Here is a 26076-nt window from a genome sequence, read left to right as displayed (position 1 = left end):
TTCTCCTTTTTTCTTACTCTTTTTCTGCAAAAGCGTTTGAACCACCATATTGATCGAAATGAACCGTGTCACTCTTCAAATAATCATAAATATTCGCAGCAACAGGAATACCATTTTCCATGTAGTTTTCGAAGTTCAATTGATTGATTTCACCCGGATAGTACACTTGTTTAAAACCTTCTGCCACAGGAATGGCATGTAAATCACTTACCATGGTTTCGATATTTTCTTTGAATTGTTCTAAATCAGTGAAGCGTTTTGGATCGATTAAAATAAAGATTTGTCCTAAATCACGTCCTTTTGTTAAATCGTTGTACATTGATGACACATTTTTCCCAAACGGTAAACCTAATAACATTCCTGATAAAATATCCACCATCATCATTAAGCCAAACCCTTTAGGTCCGGCAATTGGTAATAACCCATGCACGTCATGAGGATTTGTTGTTGGTTTTCCTTCACTATCAACTGCCCAGGTATCTGGGATATCTTTATTTTTAGAACGTGCATCTAAAATTTTGCCCCATGCTTGTACCGTAGTGGCCATATCAAAGACTACCGGGTCACCTACTTTTCGCGGAGCGGCAAAAGCAATTGGGTTTGTTCCAAAATAATTTTCTTTACCACCAAATGGTACAACCATCGGATCTGATTGACACATTGAAATGGCAATCAAATCTTGCTCTGCTGCTTTTTTTACATAATAAGATAGTGCGCCGCTGTGGCTCATTCTACGAATCCCAACAACCGCCACTCCGGATTCTTTCGCTACATCCATTGCATATTCTAAGCTCTTCAACGCAACAAATTGTCCTACACCATTTTCTCCGTGAACAATTCCTGTGCTTGGCCCAGTTTTTTCAAAAGTAATCTCCGGGTCAAGATTGACACCGCCTTTAGCAATTCGTTCAGCGTAATAATCTACACGAACAGCGCCATGTGAGTGAATGCCATTCGCATCTGCAAACACAAGATGATTGGCAACTTCATTGGCATGTTCTGATTTTAGCCCAGCTTTTTCTAATTTTGTTTGGATTAATTGATATAATTCATTTGGTTGTACAATAACTGTTTCTTCCATTTATATGCTCCTCTGCCTTAAATTTCAGGATCGCGATTGCAATCTTTTGAGTACACGTAAGATAATGGTTCTCCTCGACCAACAGCATAGGCTGCTTGTTGGACATAAGAGCTCATAAAAATATAATCTCCTTTTTCAACGGGATACCATTCATTATCTAAATTGTACATACCTTGTCCTGAAAGCAAGTAAGCACCATGTTCTTGATAATGTGTTTCAACATAACCGTGGCTTGCACCAGGTTCAAATGATAAGATATGGAAATTCATATCAAAACCAAGGTCTTTTGGTAAAAAGTCCCATAATAAAACATCTTCCATACCTTCGTATTGAACGGGTTCAATATCTTCAATGTTACCTACCACTTTATGAGCTTCGTAACCTTCTAATGGTTGATAACGTTTTTTATAAAGGAAAATTTCTGTTGGTTCTTCTTGAGCATTTTTCAAGTACATTAATTGACTTGCAGGAAAATACGCATAACCACCGCTTGTAAGTTTATGTGTTTCTTTATCATCACGAACTTCCAATGCTCCTTCAATCACGTAGACTAGTGTTTCCACACCTTCTCCGCCAAAACCGCGACTGTTTTCGCCATCTTTTTTCATTGTGATAATATAATCAACAAAATTTGCTCCAATTTGTTTGGAACCTAAAATTGAGCAACCACAGTTTTCAAATCCTGGTATCACATTATTAACTAAGCCATCATGAGGAAGAATAGCAAAATTATTCTTCTTGATCACTGCTCTAGATTGTAATAATCCATCTAAGTACCCTGTGTTGTTGTTTTTGTAACCCATGCCTATTCCCTGCTTTCTACATTTATTCTTTATATGCTAATTCATATAAGGCTCTTGCTAACACTTTTACACCTGCAACTAAATCTTCATGGTTGGTTGCTTCTGCTGGATTATGACTAATCCCCTTAATACTTGGAACAAAAATCATTGCTGATGGATAATGAGGCGCAATAATTTGAGAATCATGTCCTGCACCACTATGCATCACTTTGTATTTCATGTTTTCTTCTTTGGCTGCTTTTTCTACAGTCGCTACAATTTCTTCATTCATAGGTACAGGTGTTTCATCCATCCATAAATCAATATCGATATCTAATTGATGTTTTTCAGCAACTTCTTTCATTAACGCTTCGGCTTCTTCTGTGAAGTTCTTTAACACATCTTTGTCTGTATGACGACAGTCCATGGTGAATAATACTTCTCCTGGAACAACGTTTACCGTATTCGGTTTTGGTTCAACCTTCCCAAACGTCACTACAAGCGGATCTCCGACGACTAACGCACGATCGATGATCTCTGAGCAAATCTTAGAAAAACCGTATACAGCATCCTTACGATAGCCCATAGGTGTCGTTCCAGCGTGGTTTGCTTCACCTTTTAATACAATCGTGTAGCGACGTTGTCCTGCAATGTTGTTGACTACACCAATTTGTAATTCTTCATTTTCTAAAACATTTCCTTGCTCAATATGGATTTCAACAAAAGCACGGATGTCTTCTCTTTTCGGTGTGCTCTCATCGCGGAAATCAAATCCTTGGCGATGCATTTCATCGACAAATTTTTTCCCTTCAAAATCAGCAATTTCTTCTACATCAGCACGTTTTGCTTCACGGACGAAGTTTTTACTGCCCCAGAAAACAGTTGGGAAACGACTACCTTCTTCTTCAGCCATTGAAATCACTTCTAAAGAACGTAATGGTTTGCCATAAGTTTCTAATAAGTATTGAATCGCCACATATGCTGCAATCACACCAAATTGTCCATCTAAATTTCCACCATTCACAACTGTATCAATATGTGAACCAGATAAGATGGTTTCTTCTGGGTATTTTGTTCCTTCTACACGACCAAATAAATTTCCTACTTCATCAAATGAAGCTGTTAGTCCTGCATTGGTTAATTGTGTTTCTACAAATTTTTGCGCTTCTAACCAAGAATCAGTATAAAGAAGGCGCGTCATCCCTCCAGTTGGATCGCTGCCAATCGCTGATAGATTTTCGATATTATCTGCTAATACTTTCTCTAAATCCATATATTAAACATCTCCTTTGTTTGTTATATCTATTGTAATCGTTTTTAAACGAATTATCATTGTACATTTGTAACAAAATCAAATGACTTTTTGTGCTAACTTGCCATATAATTTATGTTATAAAAAAAAGAACTTGAAAATATCCAAGTTCTTCCCATCTATTTTTTCATTTTGCTAATCTGAAACAATCGTTGTGCCAGCATCATCCTGAATATTTTCTAAATTCTCGATTGAAGTAATTACTGCTTTACGGTTGCTTGCCGCTTTAACAAAGTCCAATGCTGCTTCAATTTTTGGTAGCATACTGCCAGCAGCAAAATGCCCTTCTGCAATATATCCTTCTGCTTCAGCAATACTGATTGTTTCTAACGCTTTTTGATCAGGTTTGTTATAGTTGATATAAATGTTATCCACACCCGTTAATAAAATTAAACGATCTGCTTTGACATTTTCTGCTAAGACTTTTGATGTAAAGTCTTTGTCAATAACTGCCTCAACACCCACATAACCACCATCTTGAGCAATGACTGGAATCCCGCCACCACCAGCGCTAATTGTTACCACACCGCCTTGAATCATTGTGCGAATGGCATCTTTTTCAACAATACTTTGTGGTTGTGGTGAAGGAACCACTTTACGATAGCCTCGACCTGAATCTTCAACAAAAGTTGAATTATCTTTTGCTGCTTCGATTTTTGATTCTTCTTCTGTGAAGAAAGGACCAATTGGTTTTGTCGGATTTTTAAATGAAGGATCATTTGCATCAACTTCTACTTGTGTTACAACTGATACTACTGGTTTTGATACATTACGCTTAGAAAATTCATTATTCAACGCATTTTGTAACCAATAGCCAATACTACCTTGTGTCATAGCGACACAAGAATCTAATTGCAATGCTGGATTTTTTTCACTTTCACCAGCTTTTTGCTGTAATAATAAATTCCCTACTTGAGGACCATTTCCGTGACAAATGACAACATCTTCGCCTTTTTCTACAAAATCAACAATATATTTTGCAGCTTTTTTAATAAATTCTTTTTGACCGACATCTGTAGGATCCGTATCTAAGATAGCGTTTCCACCTAATGCAATAACATTTAAACTCACGTTATTCTCTCCTTTTTCTCGTCATTATCGAGCGCCAATAATAAGCCATAACTTAAATCTTTTCCTGAAGAATGCCCAATTCGCATTACGTGCTGTACATCTTTTTTAATAACAGCTTTTTCTTTATTCGCTTCTAAATCTACATATAATTGATAGACAAGCGAATTAACATAGCCTTTAATGGAGTACCAAATGTATTCCTTACTGATATCGGTAGTTGAAAGTGGTTGTTGCAAGGCAGTGAGAACTTCTTTTGCTCGGGTATCTTTCATGACATGTAGCATAACTAAATAAGCAACTAGAATATCATCCCCACTAGGTGTTAATCCTTTTCCTCTACCAACAAGATAGGCAACAATTTCTTGCCACTCACGTAATGTTTGTTGTTTCCTTTGGCGCATTTTTTGGAAAATAATTTGTTCTTTTTCTTCTAAGGGTAAACCAATTTGCTGTTCTAAGTTTGCTTCCAATAAAACTTCTCTTAACAATTGTCGTTGTGCAGTTGTTAATTGAAACTGTTTAACTTGAAGGCTGACAACTTCATATTCTGACCATGTAATTTTTTTGATTCCATTGCGACTATACAACGTCAAACCATTCGCAAAAATTTTCACGAGATTATCTTGTTGCACATAAGGAGTAATCGCTTGAAAAAGATCATCTGGTAAATAAATTCCAAAACTTGATAGGTAACCTGCATAATTAGCAACATTTACTAAACGATCGCCCACTTTAAGATTAAAGGAACGATCAAAAACGCTATGGATTTTTCCCATCTTACCGAATTGGTTGATGGGAAAAATACCGTCGCTAATTTTTACGTTATTCAACGTCAATGCCTAATTCCTTCGCATAAGCTTCTAAAGCATTTTCAAAACATCCTAGAGGTGCGCGAACTGTACCAGCACCTACTTGACCACGCCCTGCTTCTTTGTGCGCAATACCTGTATTGATTAATGGTGTAATACCAGTTTCAACTACTTTACGGATGTCAATACCTAGACAAGTTCCTTTAAAGTCCCAAGTTGGAATTGTGAATGTTGGATTATGGGTAATACAAATTTTTGCCATCTCGTTTGAAATATCTAAGGCATCTTGGAATCCACCAGCACCAACGAAACGTGTAACACCTGGAGCAGCAACCATAGCCATTCCACCTACACCAATTGTTTCAGTAATTGCACTATCACCAATATCTGGATTACCGTCTTCTTCTGAGAAGCCAGTGAAGTACAAGCCTTTAGGCGTATTTACTGGAGCAATGTGCCAAGTATCACCTGTTTCTGCAATACGTACACCGAAGTCAACACCGTTACGTGCCATTGTTGTTACAACAGTTCCTTTTGTGCCTTTACGTGCACCATCAACAATCGCTTTACTTGCTGCCATCATGATGTTTAGGAAGAATTGATCAGTGTCTGATAAGAATTTAATTACTTCATATTTTTCTTCTTCAGAAATATCTAAGGTTGTAATTAATGGTGCCATTTCTTTTAAGAAGTTTAATGATGCTGCAATATTACGTTGGTGGAATTCATCTCCCATTGTAATCGAACGAGCAATCAATACGTTTAAGTTCAAGCCTTCTTCTGTTTTTTGTAATGCTTTAGATAAAGTTGGTCCTAAAACATCTTGAATCCAGATTAAACGGTCAACTACTTCTTTTGAATAAGCGCCGAAACGTAACACTTTTCCGATACCTTCATTTAAGATACAGAATGCGCGGTTTCCTTCTGAACGGTTTTCAATCACAGACATTGGCATGTTTGCTGAAGAAATACCACCCATTGGTCCAACGGCTTGAACATGGTGACAAGGAATGAAGCGAACTTCATCATTTTCAAACAGTTTCAAAGCATCTTCTTCAGTTGTTGCCCAACCTTCAAATAATGCTGCCCCTAGACAGGCACCTTGCATAGGTTTTGTCATATCTTCCCATTTAATTGGCGGTCCGGCATGAAGTAAGGTTTTCTTCTCTTCGTTTAACTCTGGAATAACTGTTTTCGCTGGAACGACATCCACTAAGAATGGTTGTGAATTTTGCATTTTATCAATTACTTTTTGGTTTTCTGTTGCAATTTGTTCTTCATAATCTTCAAGAGCATCTAAAATGCGAATCATTTTTTTGTTTCCATTCGCACGTGGGCGCCAGTTAAATTGCTCAGATTTTCCGCCATATTCAACGATTGATTCGTTGAAGCTTTGTAAGCCAACGTTAATAATACGTGGTTTTGTATTCAATAATTCCATCACTTTTTCGCTAACTTCAGGAATTTCAACTGTTTCGCCTTCGTATGCAACTACTGATTTATCTTCTTCAGTAAATTCAATGCCTTTTAGTAATAACGCTAAGCGAACTGCTTTAGCATTGCTTTCTTCAACAAATACCCCTGCATCTTTTAGTCGTTTTACTGTCTCATGATAATTTTGTGGATCTTTAGTTGTTCCACATACAGTTGCTACAAAGTGTAATTCACGTCCATCAGCTTTTGCTGTTTGGCGCGCTTCTTCAATCGCTGGTAATAACGCACTTGCCATATCTGCATGTGCACCGTAACCTAACACAACATCGAATAAGATGATGCCTGTATCTTTATCGGTTGCATATTCTCTGATTTTTTGAATACGAACTTCTGGATCAATCATTGGATGTGGTTTACCTTGTGTATAGATATCATCCCCTAAGTCCATTACTTCATAACCATGTGATTTCAAGACAAAGCCTTCTTTTTTCACTAAGCCTTCCAAACCTAATGCCTCAGAAATTAACATACCTGCTTCAGAAGCCAGTGTTCCGCCTGAATACAACCCTTTAACCACTTTATCTTCTGGTAAAACAGGTGCATCTGGTTTAGCAATTGCTTCTAAATAGTTAGCTTTAATAGCTTCTTCGTTCGCTAAATCAACCGCAATACGAGCTGTTTCTTCTAATGTGTGTGCTAAATAAACTTTTCCTTCATGGGCAGTTGGTTTTTCACCTAAGAAAATAGCAACAACTGGTTTAGAAATACTTTGTAATAATTGAACCACTTCATCACGTACTTCTTTTGCAGGTGGTTTAGAGATAACACAAATCACATCTGTTGGTTCGTGGTTTTCTAAAGCAACGATGGCATCTTTCATTGTAATTGCGCCAACTTTATCGCTTAAGTCACGACCACCAGTTCCAATTGCGTGAACTACACCGCCGCCTAAACGGTCAACGATAGTTGTTACTTCTTGGATTCCTGTACCTGATGCACCAACAACACCGATGTTTCCTGGTGATACTACGTTAGTAAAGGCAACTGGAATACTAGAGATAATCCCTGTTCCACAGTCAGGTCCCATCATTAAAAGACCTTTTTCGTGAGCTAATTTTTTCAAGCGTACTTCATCTTCAATTGCAATGTTGTCTGTAAATGAAAAGACGTGTAAATCATTTTTTAAAGCCTTTTCCATTTCAGGTGCACCGTATTCACCTGGAATACTAAACAATGCCACGTTTGCATCAGGTAATGCTTCTAAAGCTTCTGCCCAAGAAGTTGATGCAGCTTTGGCTTCTGATCCACCTTTAGAAGATAAATCGCTTAGAAATTCATCGACAGCCGGTAATACTTCGTCCATAATATTATCATCTTCACTGTCTACAACAATCATCAAATCGTTTGCTGATGCTGCTTCAGCTTCTGTTGATAATAGATTAGTATTGCGCAAAATGTCTTTGTTTGCATCTGTCCCCATCATAATTTGGCTCATTGTAACGTTCTCAAATTCATTGATCTTGTTCGTCAAAAGCATCAAATTGATTGAATCTTGGTAGTTATTTTTCAAAATAACAGTATTTAACATTATATTTCCTCCTTTTATTGCTTACATCCTTATTGTAATTTTTGTTGTTTGCGTTTACACTGGACAAAAGTCTAAATTTATTTTACATTTTTTATCCAAAAAGCGCAAAAGGAGACAACTATGACAATTAAAGAACTTATGTCTTTAGAACTTTTTAAAACCTGCAAACTTTTAACTGGAGATATTGGATTAACCAATGAAGTTGATTCTGCCATGGTATTAGAAGCTTTAGATATTGAAAATTGGAGCAAAAAAAATCAATTAATTTTAACTTCACTGTATGCTTTCAAAGATTTGCCGACAACTGATTTAATTAATTTTTTCCAAAAGATGAAAAATTTAGGAGTTAGTGGTTTAGTCGTTAAAATGGATCGTTTGATTACGGTTTTGCCCGATTGGCTTGTCACACTTTGTTTTGAACATCAAATTCCTTTAATTAAAGTGGAACAAGAAATTAGTTACGAAAAAATCATGTTAACTATCTATGAACCATTATTAAATCATCAAGGGCACTTATTGCGAACGTATTATGATGTTCGTCAGCGTTTTACCAAAGTCGAACGTAATCTGCATTCATTTGAACAAATTATGGAAACTTTTTATCAATTAATTCAATTGCCTTGCACACTTAGCATTCCAGCTCTGTCACTCGATATACACAAAGGCCCTTCTTTTGAACAATACATTGTGCAAAAAAAAGATTATATCGAAACCAACGAGTTTACCAAAAATTATTATGAACGCCTGAATTTATTTTCTTTAGATAGTTCACAACAAGCAACTGCTTTACAAACTGAAATTACGACACGGTTTGGTAGCCCTTGTACGCTGATTGTTTATCAATTGAAGCAAACAATTGAAGCCTCGCATATGATGATTATCGAAAATGTCATTGATATTATTCATGAACGTCTTCAAATGGAATATCTTTTGAAAAAAGAACGTTATGCCCGGATGAATAATTTGGCAGATGCTATTTTACAAAATACCCCCACAAGTTTGGATGAATTAAATAGTTTATTAGAAGAAGCAAAAATGAATAATTTTCGTTATTATCAAGGGATTACTTTTTCCGCTAAAGCTGGAGAAACATATCCTCATAATTCTGAAATCTTAACACGACTCTATGCGTTGCGTTCAAACACAATTTTCTTTGAACATTACAACTATACGGTTATTTTGTACAATCTTGAAAAAATGGAACAAGAAATTAAAAAAGAAGAAATCAAAAAAATTATCGATGCAACAACTCTTGAATCGGAAGAAATCACTATTTCTTTCAGTTTGGTTAAAGAAAAAGGGGAATTAAAAGAAATCTTGCTGGAATGCCTTGATGCCATTCGTTTCAATCAACATTTTCATATTGATCCGATTGTGTCGATTAATGATTTAGGAATCTTTCGTTATTTCATGAGGGAAAACCAAGCTGAACAACTAGAAAAACTAGTGCCACCGCAGTTGCATCTTCTATGGGAAAAACACGAAGAGCTATTTCTTACGTTATATACCTTTTTCCAAGTAGGAAGAAATTACAAAAAAACAGCTGAGACGCTCTTTTTGCATTCAAAAACGATTCGTTATCGTCTTAATAAAATTGAACATTTGTTAAACATCGATTTGACAAATCCAATTCAATTGGTTAATTATGAGATTGGGACGTATTTATTGAAAACAAAAAGGAGAGACAAATAATGACTGAAATTCTCACGTTAAGTAACGGCTGTCAAATCGCCGTAAATACACCAGTTACAACCAATGGAAAATATATGGTGTATTTACATGGGGGTGGTTTTATATACGGAAGTAAAAATGACTTACCCCAAGCATTGGCACAGCAATTCTTGGATGCTGGATATACGATTTTAGCGATGGACTATTTATTAGCGCCCAATCATTCATTAAAAGACATTTTAACAGGTATTTATGATTCTTTTGCTGAAATAAAAGAGACGATAATTAAAGATGCCCCCTTTAGTTTTTGCGGACGCTCGGCAGGCGGTTATGCACTGTTATCTTTAACTGCTCATTTGTTACAAACAAATGCGACTTTACCAGAATGTCTAATTAATTTTTATGGTTATTACGATTTGAAATTTATCCATACAAAACGCCAATTAACAAGCACTACAATTACACCTGAAATGATTGCAGGCATCGACCAAACCCAGACCGTTTGGGACGACCCACTATTACAACGTTATGTATTATATATGTATGGTGTGCAGCAACAACAATTAAATGATTTTTATCAAGTGTCTGAACAAGCAATCGATGATTTTACTATTTCTGCAGAATTATTGAAACAATTCCCGCCTACTTTTAGCACAGCCAGTACTTCTGATGCAGAAGTTCCTTTTAAATATAGTAAATCATTAAAACGTTTGATTCCCGACTGCAAATTCGTTCCTGTTTATGATTTAGAACATGACTTTTTAAAGCAACCTGAAGATGAACAAGTGCAAAAAGTATTTAACCAACTAGCTACTTGGTTAAACTAGCACAAGCCAAATAAAAATATCCGAACTATATAGAACATCCTCCTGCATTTGCACAGGGTTTTGTTATATAGTTCGGATATTTTGCGTGACCACTTAGTCGTTTTGATTATACACGTACTAAGTCCATCTCATGCAATGTTTCTGCAATTTGGACAGAATTCCATGCAGCACCTTTTAACAAGTTGTCTGAAACTACCCATAAATGGAAACCATTATCCACGTCAACATCTTTACGAATACGTCCGACAAAAGTTTCTTTTTTGCCAATACTATTTAATGCTTGCGGATAGATTTGTTGACTTGGATCATCTTCTAAAACAACACCTGGTGCAGCTTCCATTAATGCACGAATATCAGCGACAGTTAATTCATCTTTTGTTTCAATATAAACAGATTCTGAATGACCGCTAGCTACTGGGATACGTACACAAGTTGCTGATACTTTGATTGTGTCGTCTTCCATGATTTTTTTCGTTTCGCGAATCATTTTCCATTCTTCATAAGTGTATCCTTCTTCAGCAAATACATCAATTTGTGGTAAGGCATTAAATGCTAATGGATAATGTTTTTTATCTCCGCCACAAGGTAAAATTTCAGCTTTCAATTCTTCAACTGGTGTGTCATTTAAATACGCTTGTGTTTGTTCTTCTAATTCGCGAATAGCACTCGCTCCAGCACCAGAGACTGCTTGATATGTAGACACAATCACGCGATCTAAACCAGCTTTTTGGCGAATCGGTTCTAAAGCAACCATCATTTGAATTGTTGAGCAGTTTGGATTAGCGATAATTCCTTTATGATTTTTCAAGGCTTCTTTATTTACTTCCGGCACCACTAATGGCACTTCTGGGTCCATACGAAAATGGCTAGTATTATCAACAACAACTGCACCACGTTTAACAGCTTCTGGGGCGAATTGTTTCGAAATGCCGCCGCCAGCACTAAACAAAGCGATGTCAACATTCTCAAACGATTCTGGCACTAATTCTTCAATAACCAGTTCTTCTCCTTTGAAAGTAGCTTTTTTTCCCGCAGAGCGCTTAGATGCTAATAATTTTACCTCTTTAATAGGTAGCACAGTTTGCTCCAACATTTCAATCATTTTTGTTCCTACTGCACCAGTAGCTCCTACCACCGCAATACGATATCCTGACTCCATCTAAAACACTCCTTTAATTAATTCAACATTTTCATTATTTTATCATACTTCTTAGAAATTTCTAGCGTTCTGTTTGAAAATTTTTGTACTTCCCATTTAAAATTCCTTTGATAAAAAGATAATTCTCTATAAAAACCTTTATAATTCAAGGAAAATAACTTTAGTATTTTTCCTTAAGAAACGTTATACCTCTTGTTTTCAATGTATCAAATATATGAGAATTTTCTCATTAAATAACGAAAGAGAAACTACCCTTAGAAACAATAAAGAGGACCTAGCAAAATGTTTTTATTTGTGAAAAACACTAACTTTGTTCTATAATTGAGTTAAGAAGAATTTTGGGGAAGATTCTTCGCAACGTGTATAGGAAAAACTTCCTATTTAATAATCAAAGACAAAGGAAACAAGAGCGACTTCGCCTTGTTTCCTTTGTCTTTTTTATTCTTGGATAAATAATGCAAAACCTCTTGGAGCAACTTCCACAGTTGTGTCAGATGCTTCCACTAAATTACTTAAAAGAATATCACCAGCTTTTTCAGCGCGAACTTCTTTCGTTCCTGTGTTGAAAATTCCTGTTAGAATCACGCCATCTAATTTTCGTTCAAAAACAATGACCCCTGAATCTTCCGACACTTGTTTCCAATGAATGGTTCCTTCTGAAAGAATTTTTTGATTTGTTTTACGTACGCTAATTAGCTCTTTGGTAAATTGATGTAAATTCAAATCTTGTTCTTTTTCCTCCCAAATCATACATTTACGACAATCCGGATCCATTCCCCCAGTCATCCCTACTTCATCACCATAATACAGGCAAGGAACACCAGGTTGAATATAGGTAAAGGCTAAAACTTGTTTCATTAACTCTTTATCTTCTTTTGTTTCAGTTAACAGACGTGGTGTGTCATGTGAGTCTAAAACATTAAATTGTATTTGATTGGTTTGATCGCGATACAACATCAATTGATTGTTCATTTCAGAAACCATTTTACTCATGCTTAATTCGTTTTTAACAAAATATCCCATAATGGCATCTGTAAAAGCATAATTCATCACAGCATGAAATTCATCGCCTTGCAACCAGCTTTGAGAAGAATGCCAAATTTCACCTAAAATATAGAAATCATCCTTGGCCTCATCACAAACTTGACGGAACTTTTTCCAAAACGCATGATCGACTTCATTGGCAACATCTAAACGCCAAGCATCAATATCAAATTCTTCAATCCAATAACGAGCAATAGCCAAGAGATGTTCTTGTACTTCTGGATTAGCTGTATTTAATTTCGGCATATGGGGCGTAAAAGCAAACACATCATACGTAATATCTGTTGCTTCTTCAAAGAATGATCCTTCTTTATAACTTGCTGGAAATTCATTTACATGGAACCAATCAGCATACTTAGATTCTTCGCCATTTTTCAAGACGTCTTGCCATTGAGGCGACGTATCTCCCATATGATTGAACACTGCATCCAACATAATTTTAATACCACGTTTATGACATTCTTCTACCAAATTTTTAAATGTCTCTGCATCGCCAAATGCTGGGTCAATTTTTAAATAATCAATTGTATCATATTTATGATTTGAATACGCTTCAAAAATCGGACAGAAATACAAACCATTAATACCTAAGTCTTCTAAATAATCCAAATGATCAATTACACCTTGTAAATCGCCGCCAAAGAAATCTTTGTAGCTAGGATCTTTAGACCCCCACGGTAATGTCTCTTCTGGATCATTACTCTTATCTCCATTTGCAAAACGTTCTGGGAAAATTTGATACCAGACCGTTTCTTTCACCCATTCTGGTGCTTTAAAGCGGTCAATTTCTTGATAAAATGGCATTCTGAAATAATTATTGGGCATTTCTAAAAATTTATCTGTTAATGGATAAACCCCATGGTCGCCATAAAAGACTGGCAAGCCATCTACACCTACTAATGAGAATGCATAAGACAAACGTTTATAAGGTGCCGTCACCTCAACAAACCAATAATCATATAAATCCGTCGACATTAACAACGTCATACGTAATGGTTTTTTATGCCATTTTTCCTTATTCAATAAGTACGGATCTCCATGTAATAAAGAAACCTCGCGAACATCTCCTCTAGCGGTTCTTAAACGGACGTGCATTGTTTTTTCATCATATAGATAAGCAAATTCACTTTCTGGGCGATGATAAATAGCTGCTGTATTCATAAAATTCATTTCTCCTTTTCAATTTTTCACTATTATTATGACACATAAGAAAAACGGTTGCAACGATTTTACAGCAATCGGTTGCATTTAATTTTTCAAACTGAACAATTGCTGTTTCTTTCCTTTTAATTATTAGAAAGTTTCTGAATTTTCTCATTTTTTCGTAATCCTATAAACACTAGAGTTATCAGCTATTTATACTTTTTTTATTTTTTTGCAACTTAAAGCTTGACTATTTCAGCAAACGGTTGCATAATCACATGTGTAGAAGAAATATTATTTATGGAGGACAACAAAATGAAGACAAATTGGAAAAAATATGTGACAACTGGCTTAATGTTAGGTAGCGCGGTATTATTAGCAGCTTGCGGTGGAGGTAACTCTGATACACAAGAGGATGCAAACGCTTCATCAAATGAAGAACCTAAAGTTGAAGGAAATGTAAAACTTTGGGTAGACCGTGACTTCCTTCCTGCATATAAAGAAATCATTGCTGATTTTGAGAAAGAATATCCAGATGTAAAAGTTGAATTGACAGAAGGTACTTCTACTGATGCTCAAAAAGATGTATCCAAAGATCCTAAAGCAGCAGCCGACGTATTTATGATGCCACACGATCAATTAGGACAAATGGCTGAAGCTGGTTTAATTTATCCAAACACTAAATACGCAGATGATGTCAAAGAGAATAACGTTGAATCAGCCATTGAAGGTGCTTCTTGGAAAGGTGAACTTTACGGCTATCCTTATGGTGTTGAATCACAATTCCTTTACTACAATAAATCAAAATTATCTGAAGATGATGTGAAAACTTGGGAAAGCCTAACATCTAAAGGTAAATTAGGCGCAAACTTTGGAGAAGCTGGTGCCAATTATGTCTTCGCTCCATTATTTATGAGTAACGGTTTACACTTATACGGTGAAAATGGTGAAGATTCAAAAGGAACAGACTTTAATACAGAACCTGGTATTCAAGTTATGCAATGGATTGCTGATCAAAAAAATAATCCTGGTGTTGTTCAATCAAACGCTGAAACTTTAGCAAGCTTACAATCTGGTAAAATTGATGCCTTCTTATCTGGTCCTTGGTCTAAAAATGACGTTATCAAAGCCATTGGCGATGATATGGCAGTAGCTGCTTACCCAACTGTTGACTTTGGTAATGGTCCAGTACAACAAAAAGCCTTCATGGGTGTAAAACTATTTGCTGTAAACCAACAAACAGAAGCTCCTTTAGCAGCAATGGCGTTAGCTGACTATATCAGTAATGAAAGCTCACAACTTACTGTCTTTGAAAGTAACGGAATCGTTCCTTCAAACAAAGCAGCTCAAGAAAGTGACACTGTCAAAGCGGATGCTGTCTCTACTGCTGTAGTTGAAATGACTCAACCAACACACACCGTTGTAATGCCTAAAATTCCTGAAATCGTATCATTCTGGCCAGCAATGGATGCTGTAATCAATGATACTTACAAAGGAAAAATCAAACCAGCTGATTATCAATCAAAATTAGACAAACTAATCAATGATGTAGGTACTCCAGCAGAATAACAACCGAACATTTAAGGCGAAAGAGCCCTTCTTTCGCCTTCCTTTGTAAAATAATGAAAGAGAGTGGAAGGCTATGTTTACAAGAAAAAAATATGTACAGAAAACAACCTTTCGTGAGTTATTCAAAAAAGGCGATGCAATGACAAAATTGTCATTTGTTATTATGGGATCTGCAAACTTTGCCAATAAACAATGGCTTAAAGGATTGATTTTCCTAGGGACACAAGTTGCTTTTCTTTTTTGGTTAATTCGCAACGGATTAACAGCATTAAGTATGCTATCAACATTAGGAACACAAGAACAAGGGTTAGTCATGGATAAGAAGTTAGGAATTCCTGTGCTTCAAGAAGGCGACAACTCGATGCTCATTTTACTTTTCGGTATTGCAGCTCTTTTACTTTGTATTTTAATGATTGTTCTTTATATCGTAAATCTAAAAAGTGCACGTCATCTTTATGAATTAAAACAAGCAGGTCAAAAAGCACCTACAACAATGGAAGATTTGTCTAGTTTGTTAAATGAACGTTTCCATGCAACTTTGATGACCATTCCATTATTAGGTGTTTTATTCTTTACTATTTTACCGTTAATTTATATGATTTCTATCGCATTTACAAACTACGATCATAACCATCTACCACCGAAGAATCTATTCACATGGGTTGGTTTTTCAAACTTTGCCAATGTTTTAAATGGAAAAATGGCAGCAACCTTCTTCCCTGTTCTTAGTTGGACATTAATTTGGGCAGTCATTGCAACAGCTACTTGTTTCTTCTTTGGTGTCTTATTAGCATTATTAATCAATCGAAAAGGCATTAAATTTAAAGGGCTTTGGCGAACAATTTTTGTGATTACCTTAGCTGTACCACAATTCGTTTCATTGTTAATTATGCGTAACTTATTAAACGGTGCTGGCCCGATTAATGCAACATTGATGAGTTGGGGATTAATTGATACAGCGATTCCTTTTTTAACTGACCCATTATGGGCGAAAATTTCTGTTATCTTTGTAAACATGTGGATTGGCTTACCAGCAACAATGTTAGTTTCTACAGGGATTATTCAAAATCTACCGGAAGATCAAATTGAAGCAGCGCGCATTGATGGTGCAAATGCCTTCCAAATTTTTAGAAACATTACGTTCCCACAAATTTTGTTCGTTATGACCCCTGCTCTAATTCAACAGTTTATTGGAAATATCAATAACTTTAATGTTATTTTCCTATTAACAGGCGGTGGACCAACAAATTCTGATTTTTATGGAGCAGGATCAACCGATTTACTGGTAACTTGGTTATATAACTTAACCTTGAATACGATGGACTACAACTTGGCTTCAGTTATCGGTATCTTAATCTTTATCCTCTCTGCAGTATTTAGTTTAATTGCCTATACTCGAACAAATTCATTTAAGGAGGGCTAACGACTATGGAAGCAAAAAAGAAAAATAAAAGCTATAAATCAAGTCAACGAATTTCCTTAACTGGAAGTTATATCTTATTAATCGTCATGTCTATTGTCTGGATGTTCCCGATTGTTTGGATTATATTATCGAGTTTTCGTGCAGAAGGTGGCGCGTTTGTTCCGTATATCATCCCTAAATCGTTCACATTAGATAACTATAAAATCTTATTAAGTAATACAACAGGTAGTTTCCCATTTGTCCGTTGGTTCTTAAACACGTTGTTTGTGGCAACAATTAGTTGTATTTTATCCACTTTTATTACCATCGCAATGGCTTATGCGCTTTCTCGTTTACGTTTTAGAATGCGTAAACCAATTTTGAAAATCGCGTTAGTATTGAACATGTTCCCAGGATTTATGAGCATGTTTGCGATTTATTACATTTTAAAAGCTTTGGATTTAACTCAAACAAAATTTGCGTTAATTTTAGTTTATTCTGCTGGTGCAGCCCTTGGATTTTACATTGCCAAAGGATTCTTTGATACAATTCCAATGGCTCTGGATGAATCAGCTATGATTGATGGTGCGAATAAATGGCAAATCTTCACAAAAATTACGTTGCCTTTATCTAAACCAATGATTGTTTATACCTCTTTAATGGCATTTATGGGACCTTGGATGGACTTCATCTTTGCCAAAGTAATTATGGGTGATAAAGTTGAAAACTATACTGTAGCGATTGGGCTGTTCTCAATGATGACAAAAACAACAGCCAACTCATTGTTTATGGCGTTTACCGCTGGCTGTGTCTTAATCGCCATCCCAATTACAATTTTATTTATCTTCATGCAACGCTTCTATGTTGCTGGAATCACTTCTGGTTCTGTAAAAGAATAATCTTTTGTAGTAGTGAGACAATTGTTTCACTACTATTTTTTTAGATTTAAAAAGGTATGTGCCATTCGCTGCACATACCTTTTTCTTAGGATTTCTTCAAAATCAAATAACTATATTCGTCTAGTTGAAGTTGTTCGCTTAAAGGAATCAGTTGAGAGTGAATCAACTCAACAAATGTTTGTCCTTGCATTTCTTTAGGTACATCCACTGTCTCTCTCCCTTTTGTATGAAAGACAAAATAAATCGTTTCGTCAATGGAACATTTCTTAAAGATAATCGTATAGTCTGTGACACTTAAAAAGTCATATTCGCCTGCATAACCAACCGTTGGATAATTTTTTCGTAATTGGGTTAATTTAGCAATATTGCTCGTTGGCGTGACTTCCCAATTCATGCAGCGACGATTATCCGGATCGTCTTCGCCTTGGAGATAAATTTCACTTCCATAATAAAAACAAATGGACCCTGGCGTCGTTGCCAATAAAGCAAAGCACATATCAACTTTACGATAATCGTTTTGCGCACTGGTGATAATTCTTGGGGTATCATGACTATCTAACAAAGTCATCATACCCAGATTTTGATTTTTAGGATAACGAGTATACGCATGAACAAACTGTTCAAGAAATTCATAACCATTCAGTCGTTCAGTCGCAAGCCATTCTTGGATAGGCTTAGCTAAAGGATAATTCATCACCCCATCAAATTGATCGCCATTGAGCCATGCTTGACTATCGTGCCACAGTTCTCCACAAATATAGACATCTGGCTTAATGGATTTGACTGCTGCTCTAAATTTCTTCCAAAATTGATGATCTACCTCATTAGCGACATCCAAGCGCCAACCATCAATATCTGCTTCGAGGATCCAATAACTCGCTACTTGAATCAAATAGTCAATGACTTCTGGATGACTAGTATTTAGCTTGGGCATATGATAAGAAAAATTCAAATAAGAATCTTCTTCAAAATAGAACCAATCGTAATACTTAGATGTTTTGCCTTTGGTTTGCGCATCTTTAAATTGATAAGAAGTCCAGCCAATATGATTGAAGACCGCATCTAACATAATACGTATCCCTAATTGATGTGCTTTATCTACTAATTCTCGTAAATCTTCTTTCGTTCCGAAATGTGGATCAATCTCAAAATAATCTTCTGTATCGTATTTATGAGAGGTTGGTGATTTAAAAATAGGCGTGAGATAAATTCCCGAGATTCCTAAATCAGCCAAGTAGGGTAATTTATTGATGATTCCACGCAAATCTCCTCCATAAAATTCGAATTCTCCTAACACCGCTGACGATGCACTTGACCAAGCATGTGTTTTTTGCGGATCGTTTGTCACATCGCCATTCGCAAAACGTTCTGGAAAAATCTGATACCAGACCGTCTCTTTGACCCATGCTGGTGCTACAAACAAATCGTTCTCATGGATGTACGGAAACGAAAAATAACTATTAATGTCATTTTGAATAAATTCATCATCTGGCGAAAAGAAACCACGCTCTACAAATAGGACTTGTGTTTGTCCATCGTCTAACAAAAAACCATATCTAGCTTTCAAATTATGTGGTTGTATTTCTGCAAACCAATAATCAAATAACTCCGTTGAAAATTCTTTACGCATGGTTACTTGTTTTTTCTGCCACATCCAGACCCCTTTTTCATTGGGTAACCAACCATCTTCATGATCAATTAATAGAGTGACAGAGAGTAAATCATCACGTTTACTTCTCAGACGAAAATGAAGCGTTTGTGCATCATACGCATAGGCATAATTGCTTTTAGTTTTGTGTAAAATTGCTTGTTTCTCCATGTTATTCCTCCTAAATTTTCATTAAGCATATCTCTATTATGCAATCGATTGCAGTTATAATTAACAGTTAAACAATGTATTTTCAAAAAAACATAAGATAAACAAAGCAACCGATTGCAAAAAAGATAAAAAGGAAAGCCGTTATTATTCTAACAGCTCTGTAGGCACACATCTTGAAACATTCATTTGTTTGTACTTCGCTAATACTTCCAACGCCCCTGTCAAATGATTCGTAACCGTTTGATAATCTTCTGGCGTTAATATAGAAAACGTCTCGGCTAATTTATGTTTCACTTGCTTTTCTTTTTGTGCAAATAACGCCTTGCCCTCTTTCGTGGTAAAAACATTCACGATGCGACGATTTGTTTGATTATGTTTCCGTTGAACAATTTGACGATTTTCCAAATTAGTAATGGAACGACTAATCTGAACTTTAGAAGTTCCCACTTGTTGGGCTAATTCTGTCATAGAAATGCCTTCATTTGTTGCCACAATTAAAACAATTATTATTTCCATTTTAGTTAGTTTTAAATCTGCTAAATCTACTTCTAAATCTTGAAAAATCAACTGACTCATAAAAGAAAAAATATCCGTAAATACCGAAATATCTAATTCTGATGGTTGCTTCATCCTTGTTCCCTCATTTCTCCTTTAGTTTAAATGATTTTTAAAAATTTATCAAATGATGATTGTTGATTTTTGTTAACTATTATGATACCGTTAAACATGAATTTAGTTAGAGTTGTTGGTAAATTTAAACAGAGAAGAGTGTCACAATGTTAGAATTAAAAGATATTAAGAAACATTACACGGTTGGTTCAACCACAACAAAAGCCTTAGATGGCGTTTCGGTCGCTTTTCGTAAGCAGGAATTTGTTGCCATTTTAGGGCCAAGTGGTTCTGGTAAGACCACAATGTTAAATGTCATTGGTGGTTTGGATAAATATGATTCTGGTGATATGATCATCAATGGGAAATCAACCAAAACTTTCAAAGATCGTGATTGGGATGCTTACCGAAATAACTCGATTGGCTTTATCTTCCAAAGTTATAACTTGATTAGCCATCAAGGAATTATTGATAACGTCGAATTAGGGATGACGTTGAGTGGGATTTCAAAATCAGAGCGTCGCGAAAAAGCCGAAGATGCGTTACGTCGAGTTGGTTTAGGCGATCATATGAACAAAAGACCCAATCAATTATCTGGTGGACAAATGCAACGTGTGGCAATCGCTCGCGCATTAGCCAATGATCCAGATATTTTACTTTGTGATGAACCAACAGGGGCGTTGGATTCAGAAACAAGTGTTCAAATTATGGAGTTAATTCAAGAATTATCCAAAGAAAAATTAGTTGTTATGGTGACCCATAATCCAGAATTAGCCAACCAATATGCTGATCGTATTATTGAATTTTCTGATGGTCGCATCCAAAATGATACCCATCCACACATTGAAGGTGAAAAGAAAGACGAATTTCATTTAACACATACAAAAATGAAGTTCACGACAGCCTTGCGTTTATCTTTCAATAATATCCGTACTAAAAAAGGACGAACTTTTTTAACTTCCTTTGCATCTAGTATCGGTATCATCAGTATCGCGATTGTCTTGTCGCTATCAACGGGCTTCCAAAAACAAATTGATAATACACAGTCCGAGACGTTATCACAGTTTCCAATTACTATTTCTCAAGTGACAACTGAACAAGATCCCGAAAACTTCCAAAACAGTACGTCAAAAGGAACCTTCCCTACTGAAAAAGAAGTGACTGCCAAAATCAGTGATGCCGACCGCGCACAACATACCAATAAAATCGATCAAGAATATATCGATTACATTGAAAATATCGATCCTGATTTGAGTAATAATATTGGTTATACACGTTTAGTCAATATGAATTTATTACGTGAAATCGATGGTAAACCAGAAATGGTGAAATTCTCTAACGAAGCAGCTGATAGCCAAACCGGTTCGATGATGTCCATGATGGCAGCCCAAACTGGTGTCGGGATTTCTTCATTCCCACAACAATTAGATCCAGACAAAGGGAACTTTTTGAAAGATAACTACTCATTACTTGAAGGAAGTTATCCTGAAAACGCGAATGATGTAGTCTTAATTATTGATAAAAACAACACCACAAACATTAACTCTTTGAAAAACTTAGGGTTTGACGTTAAAGATGGTGAAAAAATTGCCTTTTCAGATATCATTGGTACCAACGTTACCTTAGCGTATAATGATGCATTTTACACTGAATTACCCACAGGCAACTTTATTCCAAATCAAGATTTAGAAGCGGTCTATGATAACAGCGACAATGAAGAATTGACAATTTCAGGCGTGTTACGAATTAAAGATTCATCAACAATGGATCTATTAGCACCTGGTATTGCCTACAGCGATACGCTAGCTCAAAAAATCATTGAAAAAAACAGTGACTCTGCGATTGTTAAGGCACAAAAAGACAGCGATATAAATGTCATGACCAATGAGCAATTAGATGACACAGCTAAAGATAATTTTTTGAATTATCTTGGAGCAAGTACTACACCATCTAGCATTATGTTATATCCAAATGACTTTAAATCAAAAGATCAAGTATTAGATTATTTAGATGCGTATAACAAAGGTAAAAGTAAAGAAGATACAATCATTTACAGTGATTTAGCTGGAACGATGACACAATTAACTGGTGGCTTAATGGACGCTATTACCTACGTTTTAATTGCTTTTGCGGGTATTTCACTTGTAACAAGTATGATTATGATTGGTATTATCACTTATACTTCTGTGCTAGAACGTACCAAAGAAATTGGGGTTCTAAAAGCCTTAGGAGCACGTAAAAAAGATATTACACGAGTATTTGACGCCGAAACAGCTATTTTAGGAGTAGCATCTGGGTCACTAGGGGTAGCAATTGCTTACCTAGCAACTTTCCCAATCAATGCTGTCTTATACAACTTGACTGAACTAGAAAATGTCGCAACCTTAAACCCAGTTCATGGATTAATTTTAATTATCATCAGCACAGTATTAACGATGATTGGTGGACATATTCCTGCACGCATGGCAGCTAAAAAAGATGCCGCTATCGCTTTACGTGCGGACTAGTCAAACATTCCTGTAATATGACAATATAAATACCTGAATAAACGAGAGCTAGCTCCATATTTTATGGCACTTCTCTACGATTGTTCAGGTATTTTTCTTTTTATACAGGATATGACAAGTGTTATTCAGTTATACTAGAAGTAACTAATACACAAGGAGGTTTTTGCCATGCGTGAACCAAAACCAATGACAGAAATATTGATTGACCATGAAGAGAAACAGTCACTTGTTGCCTTTGCTACGACATTAGAAACCATTGCTAAAAAATTAAAAGAACAAGGTAGCTTTCAATTTGTTCAAGGAACCAAAGCAATTTCTATTACGCCAAGTGAACAGCTAAAAGTTGAATACAGCTATACAAAAAAAGCGGATAAACATTCTTTTGAAATAGAATTCGACTGGTCTGAAGGACAAAAAGAAATGCCTTCAATGTCAATTGAATAAAGCTTTTTTCGGACAATGTTAATGCTTTGTCCGTTTTTTAGTCAGCACGCATTCTTCGCTCTAAATCTAACAGATATTTTTTACGAGCGATACCCCCACCATATCCGCCTAGTTCTCCATTAGTATTAATGACACGGTGACAAGGAATGAGAATAGCTAATTGATTGGCACCATTCGCATTGCCCACTGCTCGAACTTTATTTTTATCCCCTAATTGGATGGCAATGTCTTTATAATTCACTGTCGCCCCAATCGGAATGTCACATAAAAGCTGCCATACTTTTTCTTGAAATGCTGAACCTTCAGTATGAATTGGAATTGTAAAATGAGTAAGTTCTTCTTTAAAATACAACGCTAATTCGTTGGCTAAATTTTGCGTAATGACAGTCTCTCCGTGAATAATTCTCGCGTTGTATTTTCTCCGCATTTTTTCAATTTCTTTTTCTAATCCCCGACGATCCAAGAATTCCAATAAATATAGATAAGAATCATCTGAAAGGCTAATCATCCGACCAATAGGCGTTGAAATAAATGAAGCGTACAAAATTTTTACGACACCTTTTTTGGGTGGATTCCCCATAATTTTAGTAAATGCATCATTAAATCCACTAGACGATTGGTAGCCTGAATTCAGCTGCTGCTCAATCACTTTGCTGCCACTCTTAATTTCTTTAAAAGCCATTCCCATACGTCGAGCTCTGGCATATTGAACAAAGGTCATATGATAAATCTGTTTGAATTTTCTTCTAGCAGTTGCTGATGTCATCCCTAATTGCGCAAAATCAGCTTCTCGCCAGTGCTTGTTTGGATTTGCTTCAATGGCTGCCACTAATTCGCTCACTTCATCGGGTAAAGATTTAGGAAAAGAGAGCGGCGTGCATCGCTTACAAGGTCGATATCCAGCTAATAACGCTTCTTCAGCTGAAAGATAAAATTCACAGTTTTCAAACTTTGGTTTTTTGGCAGTACATGTCGCATGGCAAAACACGCCGGTTGTTTTAATGGCTGCGAAAAAAATACCATCATACGTAGAATCCTTCCTCACAAGTGCTTCATAATATTCTTTTCGGGTATCCATTGCTGTAATCAATCCAAAGACTCCTTTATTGTTTTATTTAATTATAAGAAAAAAACGGGCAATCTTCTCTCGAAAAATGAACAACTATTTTTTAATTTCAGTCTACCATCACCTATTGCAGAGAGTATAAGAAAAAATGGAAGAAAACTAATTCTCTTCCATCTCTGTCTTATTTTCTATACAACCGGGCTTCATATGGGCGTAAACAATCGGTTACGTCCTCCTCATAATTTGCTAAAATAATTTCTTGATTTTGTAATGCGCTTAAATAATCGCACGTTTGTTCCGTTCCCCCTAAATTAACCACAATTGTAAAGCACGCTTGGTCATCTTTTCTTTCATAACAGAAAAGATGGGCACTATTCAGTTCAATATAATGGAATTTTCCATTGATAAATGTTGGATTTTCCTTACGTAAAGCAATTAATTGCTTGTAAAAATGATAAATAGATGCTGAATTCCGTTGTTCTTCGACGACATTCAACCAGTTTTTATTTTCATTAATAGCTAACCATGGTTCTTTTTCCGAGAAACCTGCAAAAGTAGAGGCATCCCATTGCATCGGAGTACGGGCATTATCGCGAGTAGTTCCTGAAATGACTTGCATGGCTTCTTCGATTGTTGCTCCAGTTTCAATTAAACTTTCATAGAGATTTATAGAATCAACAGCATCAATTTGCGCAATGCTTTCAAATTGGTTATTAATCATCCCAATTTCTTGTCCTTGATAAATAAATGGCGTTCCTTGCAATAACATAAAGGTCATTGCCAATGCCTTGCCAGAAAGCGTACGATATGCGAGTGAATCATTCCCAAAAGCAGAAATACTGCGAGGAACATCATGATTTTCCATATATAACGCATTCCATCCACGACCGTCAGCTAATGCTTCTTGCCAACGAATCAAGGCATTTTTAAATGACAATAAATCGATGCCTTCATCGTTGCGTGTTCGCCACAAATCAATATGTTCAAACTCAAAAATCATATCAAAATAGCCGTGTTCTCCGACCCAAGCGGTAGCTTCTTCGGCTTTGACTCCGTTGGCTTCTCCTACTGACATCACTTGATGTTTTTTCAATAGCGCACTTAATTCTTTCAGGTAAACATCGATACCTTCTATATTTTTATAATTGCCATTCACATCAGCAAAATCAAACGGGCGATGCCAGTCATCTTTTTTAATATGTGAAATTGCATCAATTCGGAATCCATCTATGCCTTGTTCAATCCACCATTCAATCATCTCGAAGATTTTTTGACGCATTGCTGGTGAATCCCAATTCAAGTCTGGCTGCTCTTTAGCAAAGGCATGGAAATAATATTCGCCTCGCAGGTCATCATATTCCCAAACCGAACCACCAAAAATAGCATGCCAATCATTTGGTTCTTTACCATCAACCGGTGGATGCCAAATATAAAAATCACGATAATCATTATCGCCACCTTTTCGTGACTCTTGGAACCAATAATGTTGATTTGATGTATGATTAATCACCAAATCCATAATAATTTTAATGTCTAAGTCATGGGCTTCTTGGACCAAGCATTGAAATTCTGCCATCGTGCCAAAATCGGCAGAAATGGCACAATAATCCGAAATATCATACCCATTATCGACATTTGGGGATTCATAAATTGGCGTAATCCAAATAAAATCTACCCCTAATTCTTTTAAATAACTTAATTTTTCACGGATACCATTAATATCTCCTAAACCGTCATGATTGGTATCTTTAAAGCTTCTTGGATATATTTGATAGCCAATTGCTTCTTGCCACCATTTGCTCATTTGTTCCTCTCCTTCCATTTACTCTTATTATACGGA

Annotated in this window: 19 protein-coding genes; 7 read left to right on the top strand and 12 right to left on the bottom strand. The window is 36.0% G+C overall.

Features of this window, described 5'->3' with window-relative positions; genetic code table 11:
- Positions 1-13: 13 nt before the first annotated feature.
- The 6 genes from allD to fdrA all read right to left on the bottom strand — a co-directional run bounded on the left by allD (position 14) and on the right by fdrA (position 8077).
- Positions 14-1081, bottom strand: a complete 1068-nt coding sequence (allD, locus tag DOK78_RS05045; RefSeq protein ID WP_207942362.1) for an ureidoglycolate dehydrogenase — start codon at positions 1079-1081, stop codon at positions 14-16.
- A gap of 17 nt (positions 1082-1098) precedes the next feature.
- Positions 1099-1884, bottom strand: a complete 786-nt coding sequence (gene allE, locus DOK78_RS05040) for a (S)-ureidoglycine aminohydrolase (protein ID WP_207942363.1) — start codon at positions 1882-1884, stop codon at positions 1099-1101.
- Between the two features lie 22 nt (positions 1885-1906).
- Positions 1907-3136 (bottom strand): allantoate deiminase, encoded by a 1230-nt coding sequence (gene allC, locus DOK78_RS05035; RefSeq protein WP_207942364.1) that lies wholly within the window; start codon positions 3134-3136, stop codon positions 1907-1909.
- 174 nt (positions 3137-3310) lie between these two features.
- The gene (arcC, locus tag DOK78_RS05030; protein WP_207942365.1) at positions 3311-4246 is read right to left on the bottom strand and encodes a carbamate kinase; all 936 of its coding nucleotides are present in this window, start codon (positions 4244-4246) and stop codon (positions 3311-3313) included.
- The gene (locus DOK78_RS05025; protein ID WP_207942366.1) at positions 4243-5076 is read right to left on the bottom strand and encodes a DUF2877 domain-containing protein; all 834 of its coding nucleotides are present in this window, start codon (positions 5074-5076) and stop codon (positions 4243-4245) included. Before DOK78_RS05025 ends, arcC begins: the two co-directional genes overlap by 4 nt.
- Positions 5069-8077, bottom strand: a complete 3009-nt coding sequence (gene fdrA / locus DOK78_RS05020) for a DUF1116 domain-containing protein (RefSeq protein ID WP_207942367.1) — start codon at positions 8075-8077, stop codon at positions 5069-5071. Before fdrA ends, DOK78_RS05025 begins: the two co-directional genes overlap by 8 nt.
- A 120-nt stretch (positions 8078-8197) precedes the next feature.
- On the opposite strand from fdrA, the gene DOK78_RS05015 reads away from it, so the two are divergent.
- The gene (locus DOK78_RS05015) at positions 8198-9769 is read left to right on the top strand and encodes a PucR family transcriptional regulator (protein ID WP_207942368.1); all 1572 of its coding nucleotides are present in this window, start codon (positions 8198-8200) and stop codon (positions 9767-9769) included.
- The gene (locus DOK78_RS05010; protein WP_207942369.1) at positions 9769-10575 is read left to right on the top strand and encodes an alpha/beta hydrolase; all 807 of its coding nucleotides are present in this window, start codon (positions 9769-9771) and stop codon (positions 10573-10575) included. Before DOK78_RS05015 ends, DOK78_RS05010 begins: the two co-directional genes overlap by 1 nt.
- Positions 10576-10681: 106 nt before the next feature.
- On the opposite strand, the gene DOK78_RS05005 is transcribed toward DOK78_RS05010, so the two are convergent.
- Positions 10682-11734 (bottom strand): aspartate-semialdehyde dehydrogenase, encoded by a 1053-nt coding sequence (locus DOK78_RS05005; protein ID WP_207942370.1) that lies wholly within the window; start codon positions 11732-11734, stop codon positions 10682-10684.
- A 438-nt stretch (positions 11735-12172) separates the two neighbouring features.
- Positions 12173-13939, bottom strand: coding sequence for a glycoside hydrolase family 13 protein (locus DOK78_RS05000; protein WP_207942371.1), 1767 nt, complete (start codon positions 13937-13939; stop codon positions 12173-12175).
- 297 nt (positions 13940-14236) lie between these two features.
- On the opposite strand from DOK78_RS05000, the gene DOK78_RS04995 reads away from it, so the two are divergent.
- The 3 genes from DOK78_RS04995 to DOK78_RS04985 all read left to right on the top strand — a co-directional run bounded on the left by DOK78_RS04995 (position 14237) and on the right by DOK78_RS04985 (position 17791).
- Entirely contained in the window at positions 14237-15490 is a 1254-nt protein-coding gene (locus DOK78_RS04995) for an extracellular solute-binding protein (RefSeq protein ID WP_207942372.1), read from the top strand.
- Positions 15491-15563: 73 nt separating this feature from the next.
- Entirely contained in the window at positions 15564-16913 is a 1350-nt protein-coding gene (locus DOK78_RS04990; protein WP_207942373.1) for a carbohydrate ABC transporter permease, read from the top strand.
- A gap of 5 nt (positions 16914-16918) precedes the next feature.
- Positions 16919-17791 (top strand): sugar ABC transporter permease, encoded by an 873-nt coding sequence (locus tag DOK78_RS04985; RefSeq protein WP_207942374.1) that lies wholly within the window; start codon positions 16919-16921, stop codon positions 17789-17791.
- Between the two features lie 85 nt (positions 17792-17876).
- Here DOK78_RS04985 and DOK78_RS04980 read toward each other — a convergent pair whose 3' ends face one another.
- Entirely contained in the window at positions 17877-19610 is a 1734-nt protein-coding gene (locus DOK78_RS04980) for a glycoside hydrolase family 13 protein (RefSeq protein WP_207942375.1), read from the bottom strand.
- 144 nt (positions 19611-19754) lie between these two features.
- Positions 19755-20240: a MarR family winged helix-turn-helix transcriptional regulator gene (locus DOK78_RS04975; RefSeq protein ID WP_207942376.1), complete on the bottom strand. Its 486-nt coding sequence runs from the start codon at positions 20238-20240 to the stop codon at positions 19755-19757.
- Between the two features lie 146 nt (positions 20241-20386).
- On the opposite strand from DOK78_RS04975, the gene DOK78_RS04970 reads away from it, so the two are divergent.
- Positions 20387-22726 carry an ABC transporter ATP-binding protein/permease gene (locus DOK78_RS04970; RefSeq protein ID WP_207942377.1) on the top strand — a complete coding sequence of 780 codons (2340 nt, stop codon included), beginning with the start codon at positions 20387-20389 and terminating at the stop codon, positions 22724-22726.
- A 168-nt stretch (positions 22727-22894) separates the two neighbouring features.
- Complete coding sequence (locus DOK78_RS04965) at positions 22895-23170, top strand: amphi-Trp domain-containing protein (RefSeq protein WP_207942378.1); 276 nt, start codon at positions 22895-22897, stop codon at positions 23168-23170.
- A 37-nt stretch (positions 23171-23207) separates the two neighbouring features.
- On the opposite strand, the gene DOK78_RS04960 is transcribed toward DOK78_RS04965, so the two are convergent.
- Both DOK78_RS04960 and DOK78_RS04955 read right to left on the bottom strand, forming a co-directional pair.
- Entirely contained in the window at positions 23208-24260 is a 1053-nt protein-coding gene (locus DOK78_RS04960) for a bifunctional transcriptional activator/DNA repair enzyme AdaA (RefSeq protein ID WP_207942379.1), read from the bottom strand.
- Between the two features lie 157 nt (positions 24261-24417).
- Positions 24418-26040, bottom strand: a complete 1623-nt coding sequence (locus DOK78_RS04955) for a glycoside hydrolase family 13 protein (protein WP_207942380.1) — start codon at positions 26038-26040, stop codon at positions 24418-24420.
- Between the last annotated feature and the right edge of the window lie 36 nt (positions 26041-26076).

Source organism: Enterococcus sp. DIV2402, from assembly GCF_017426705.2.
GTDB lineage: Bacteria > Bacillota > Bacilli > Lactobacillales > Enterococcaceae > Enterococcus_F > Enterococcus_F lowellii.
The sequence above is the reverse complement of the archived record's forward strand: the minus strand, read 5'-3'. Positions and strand labels throughout refer to the sequence as shown.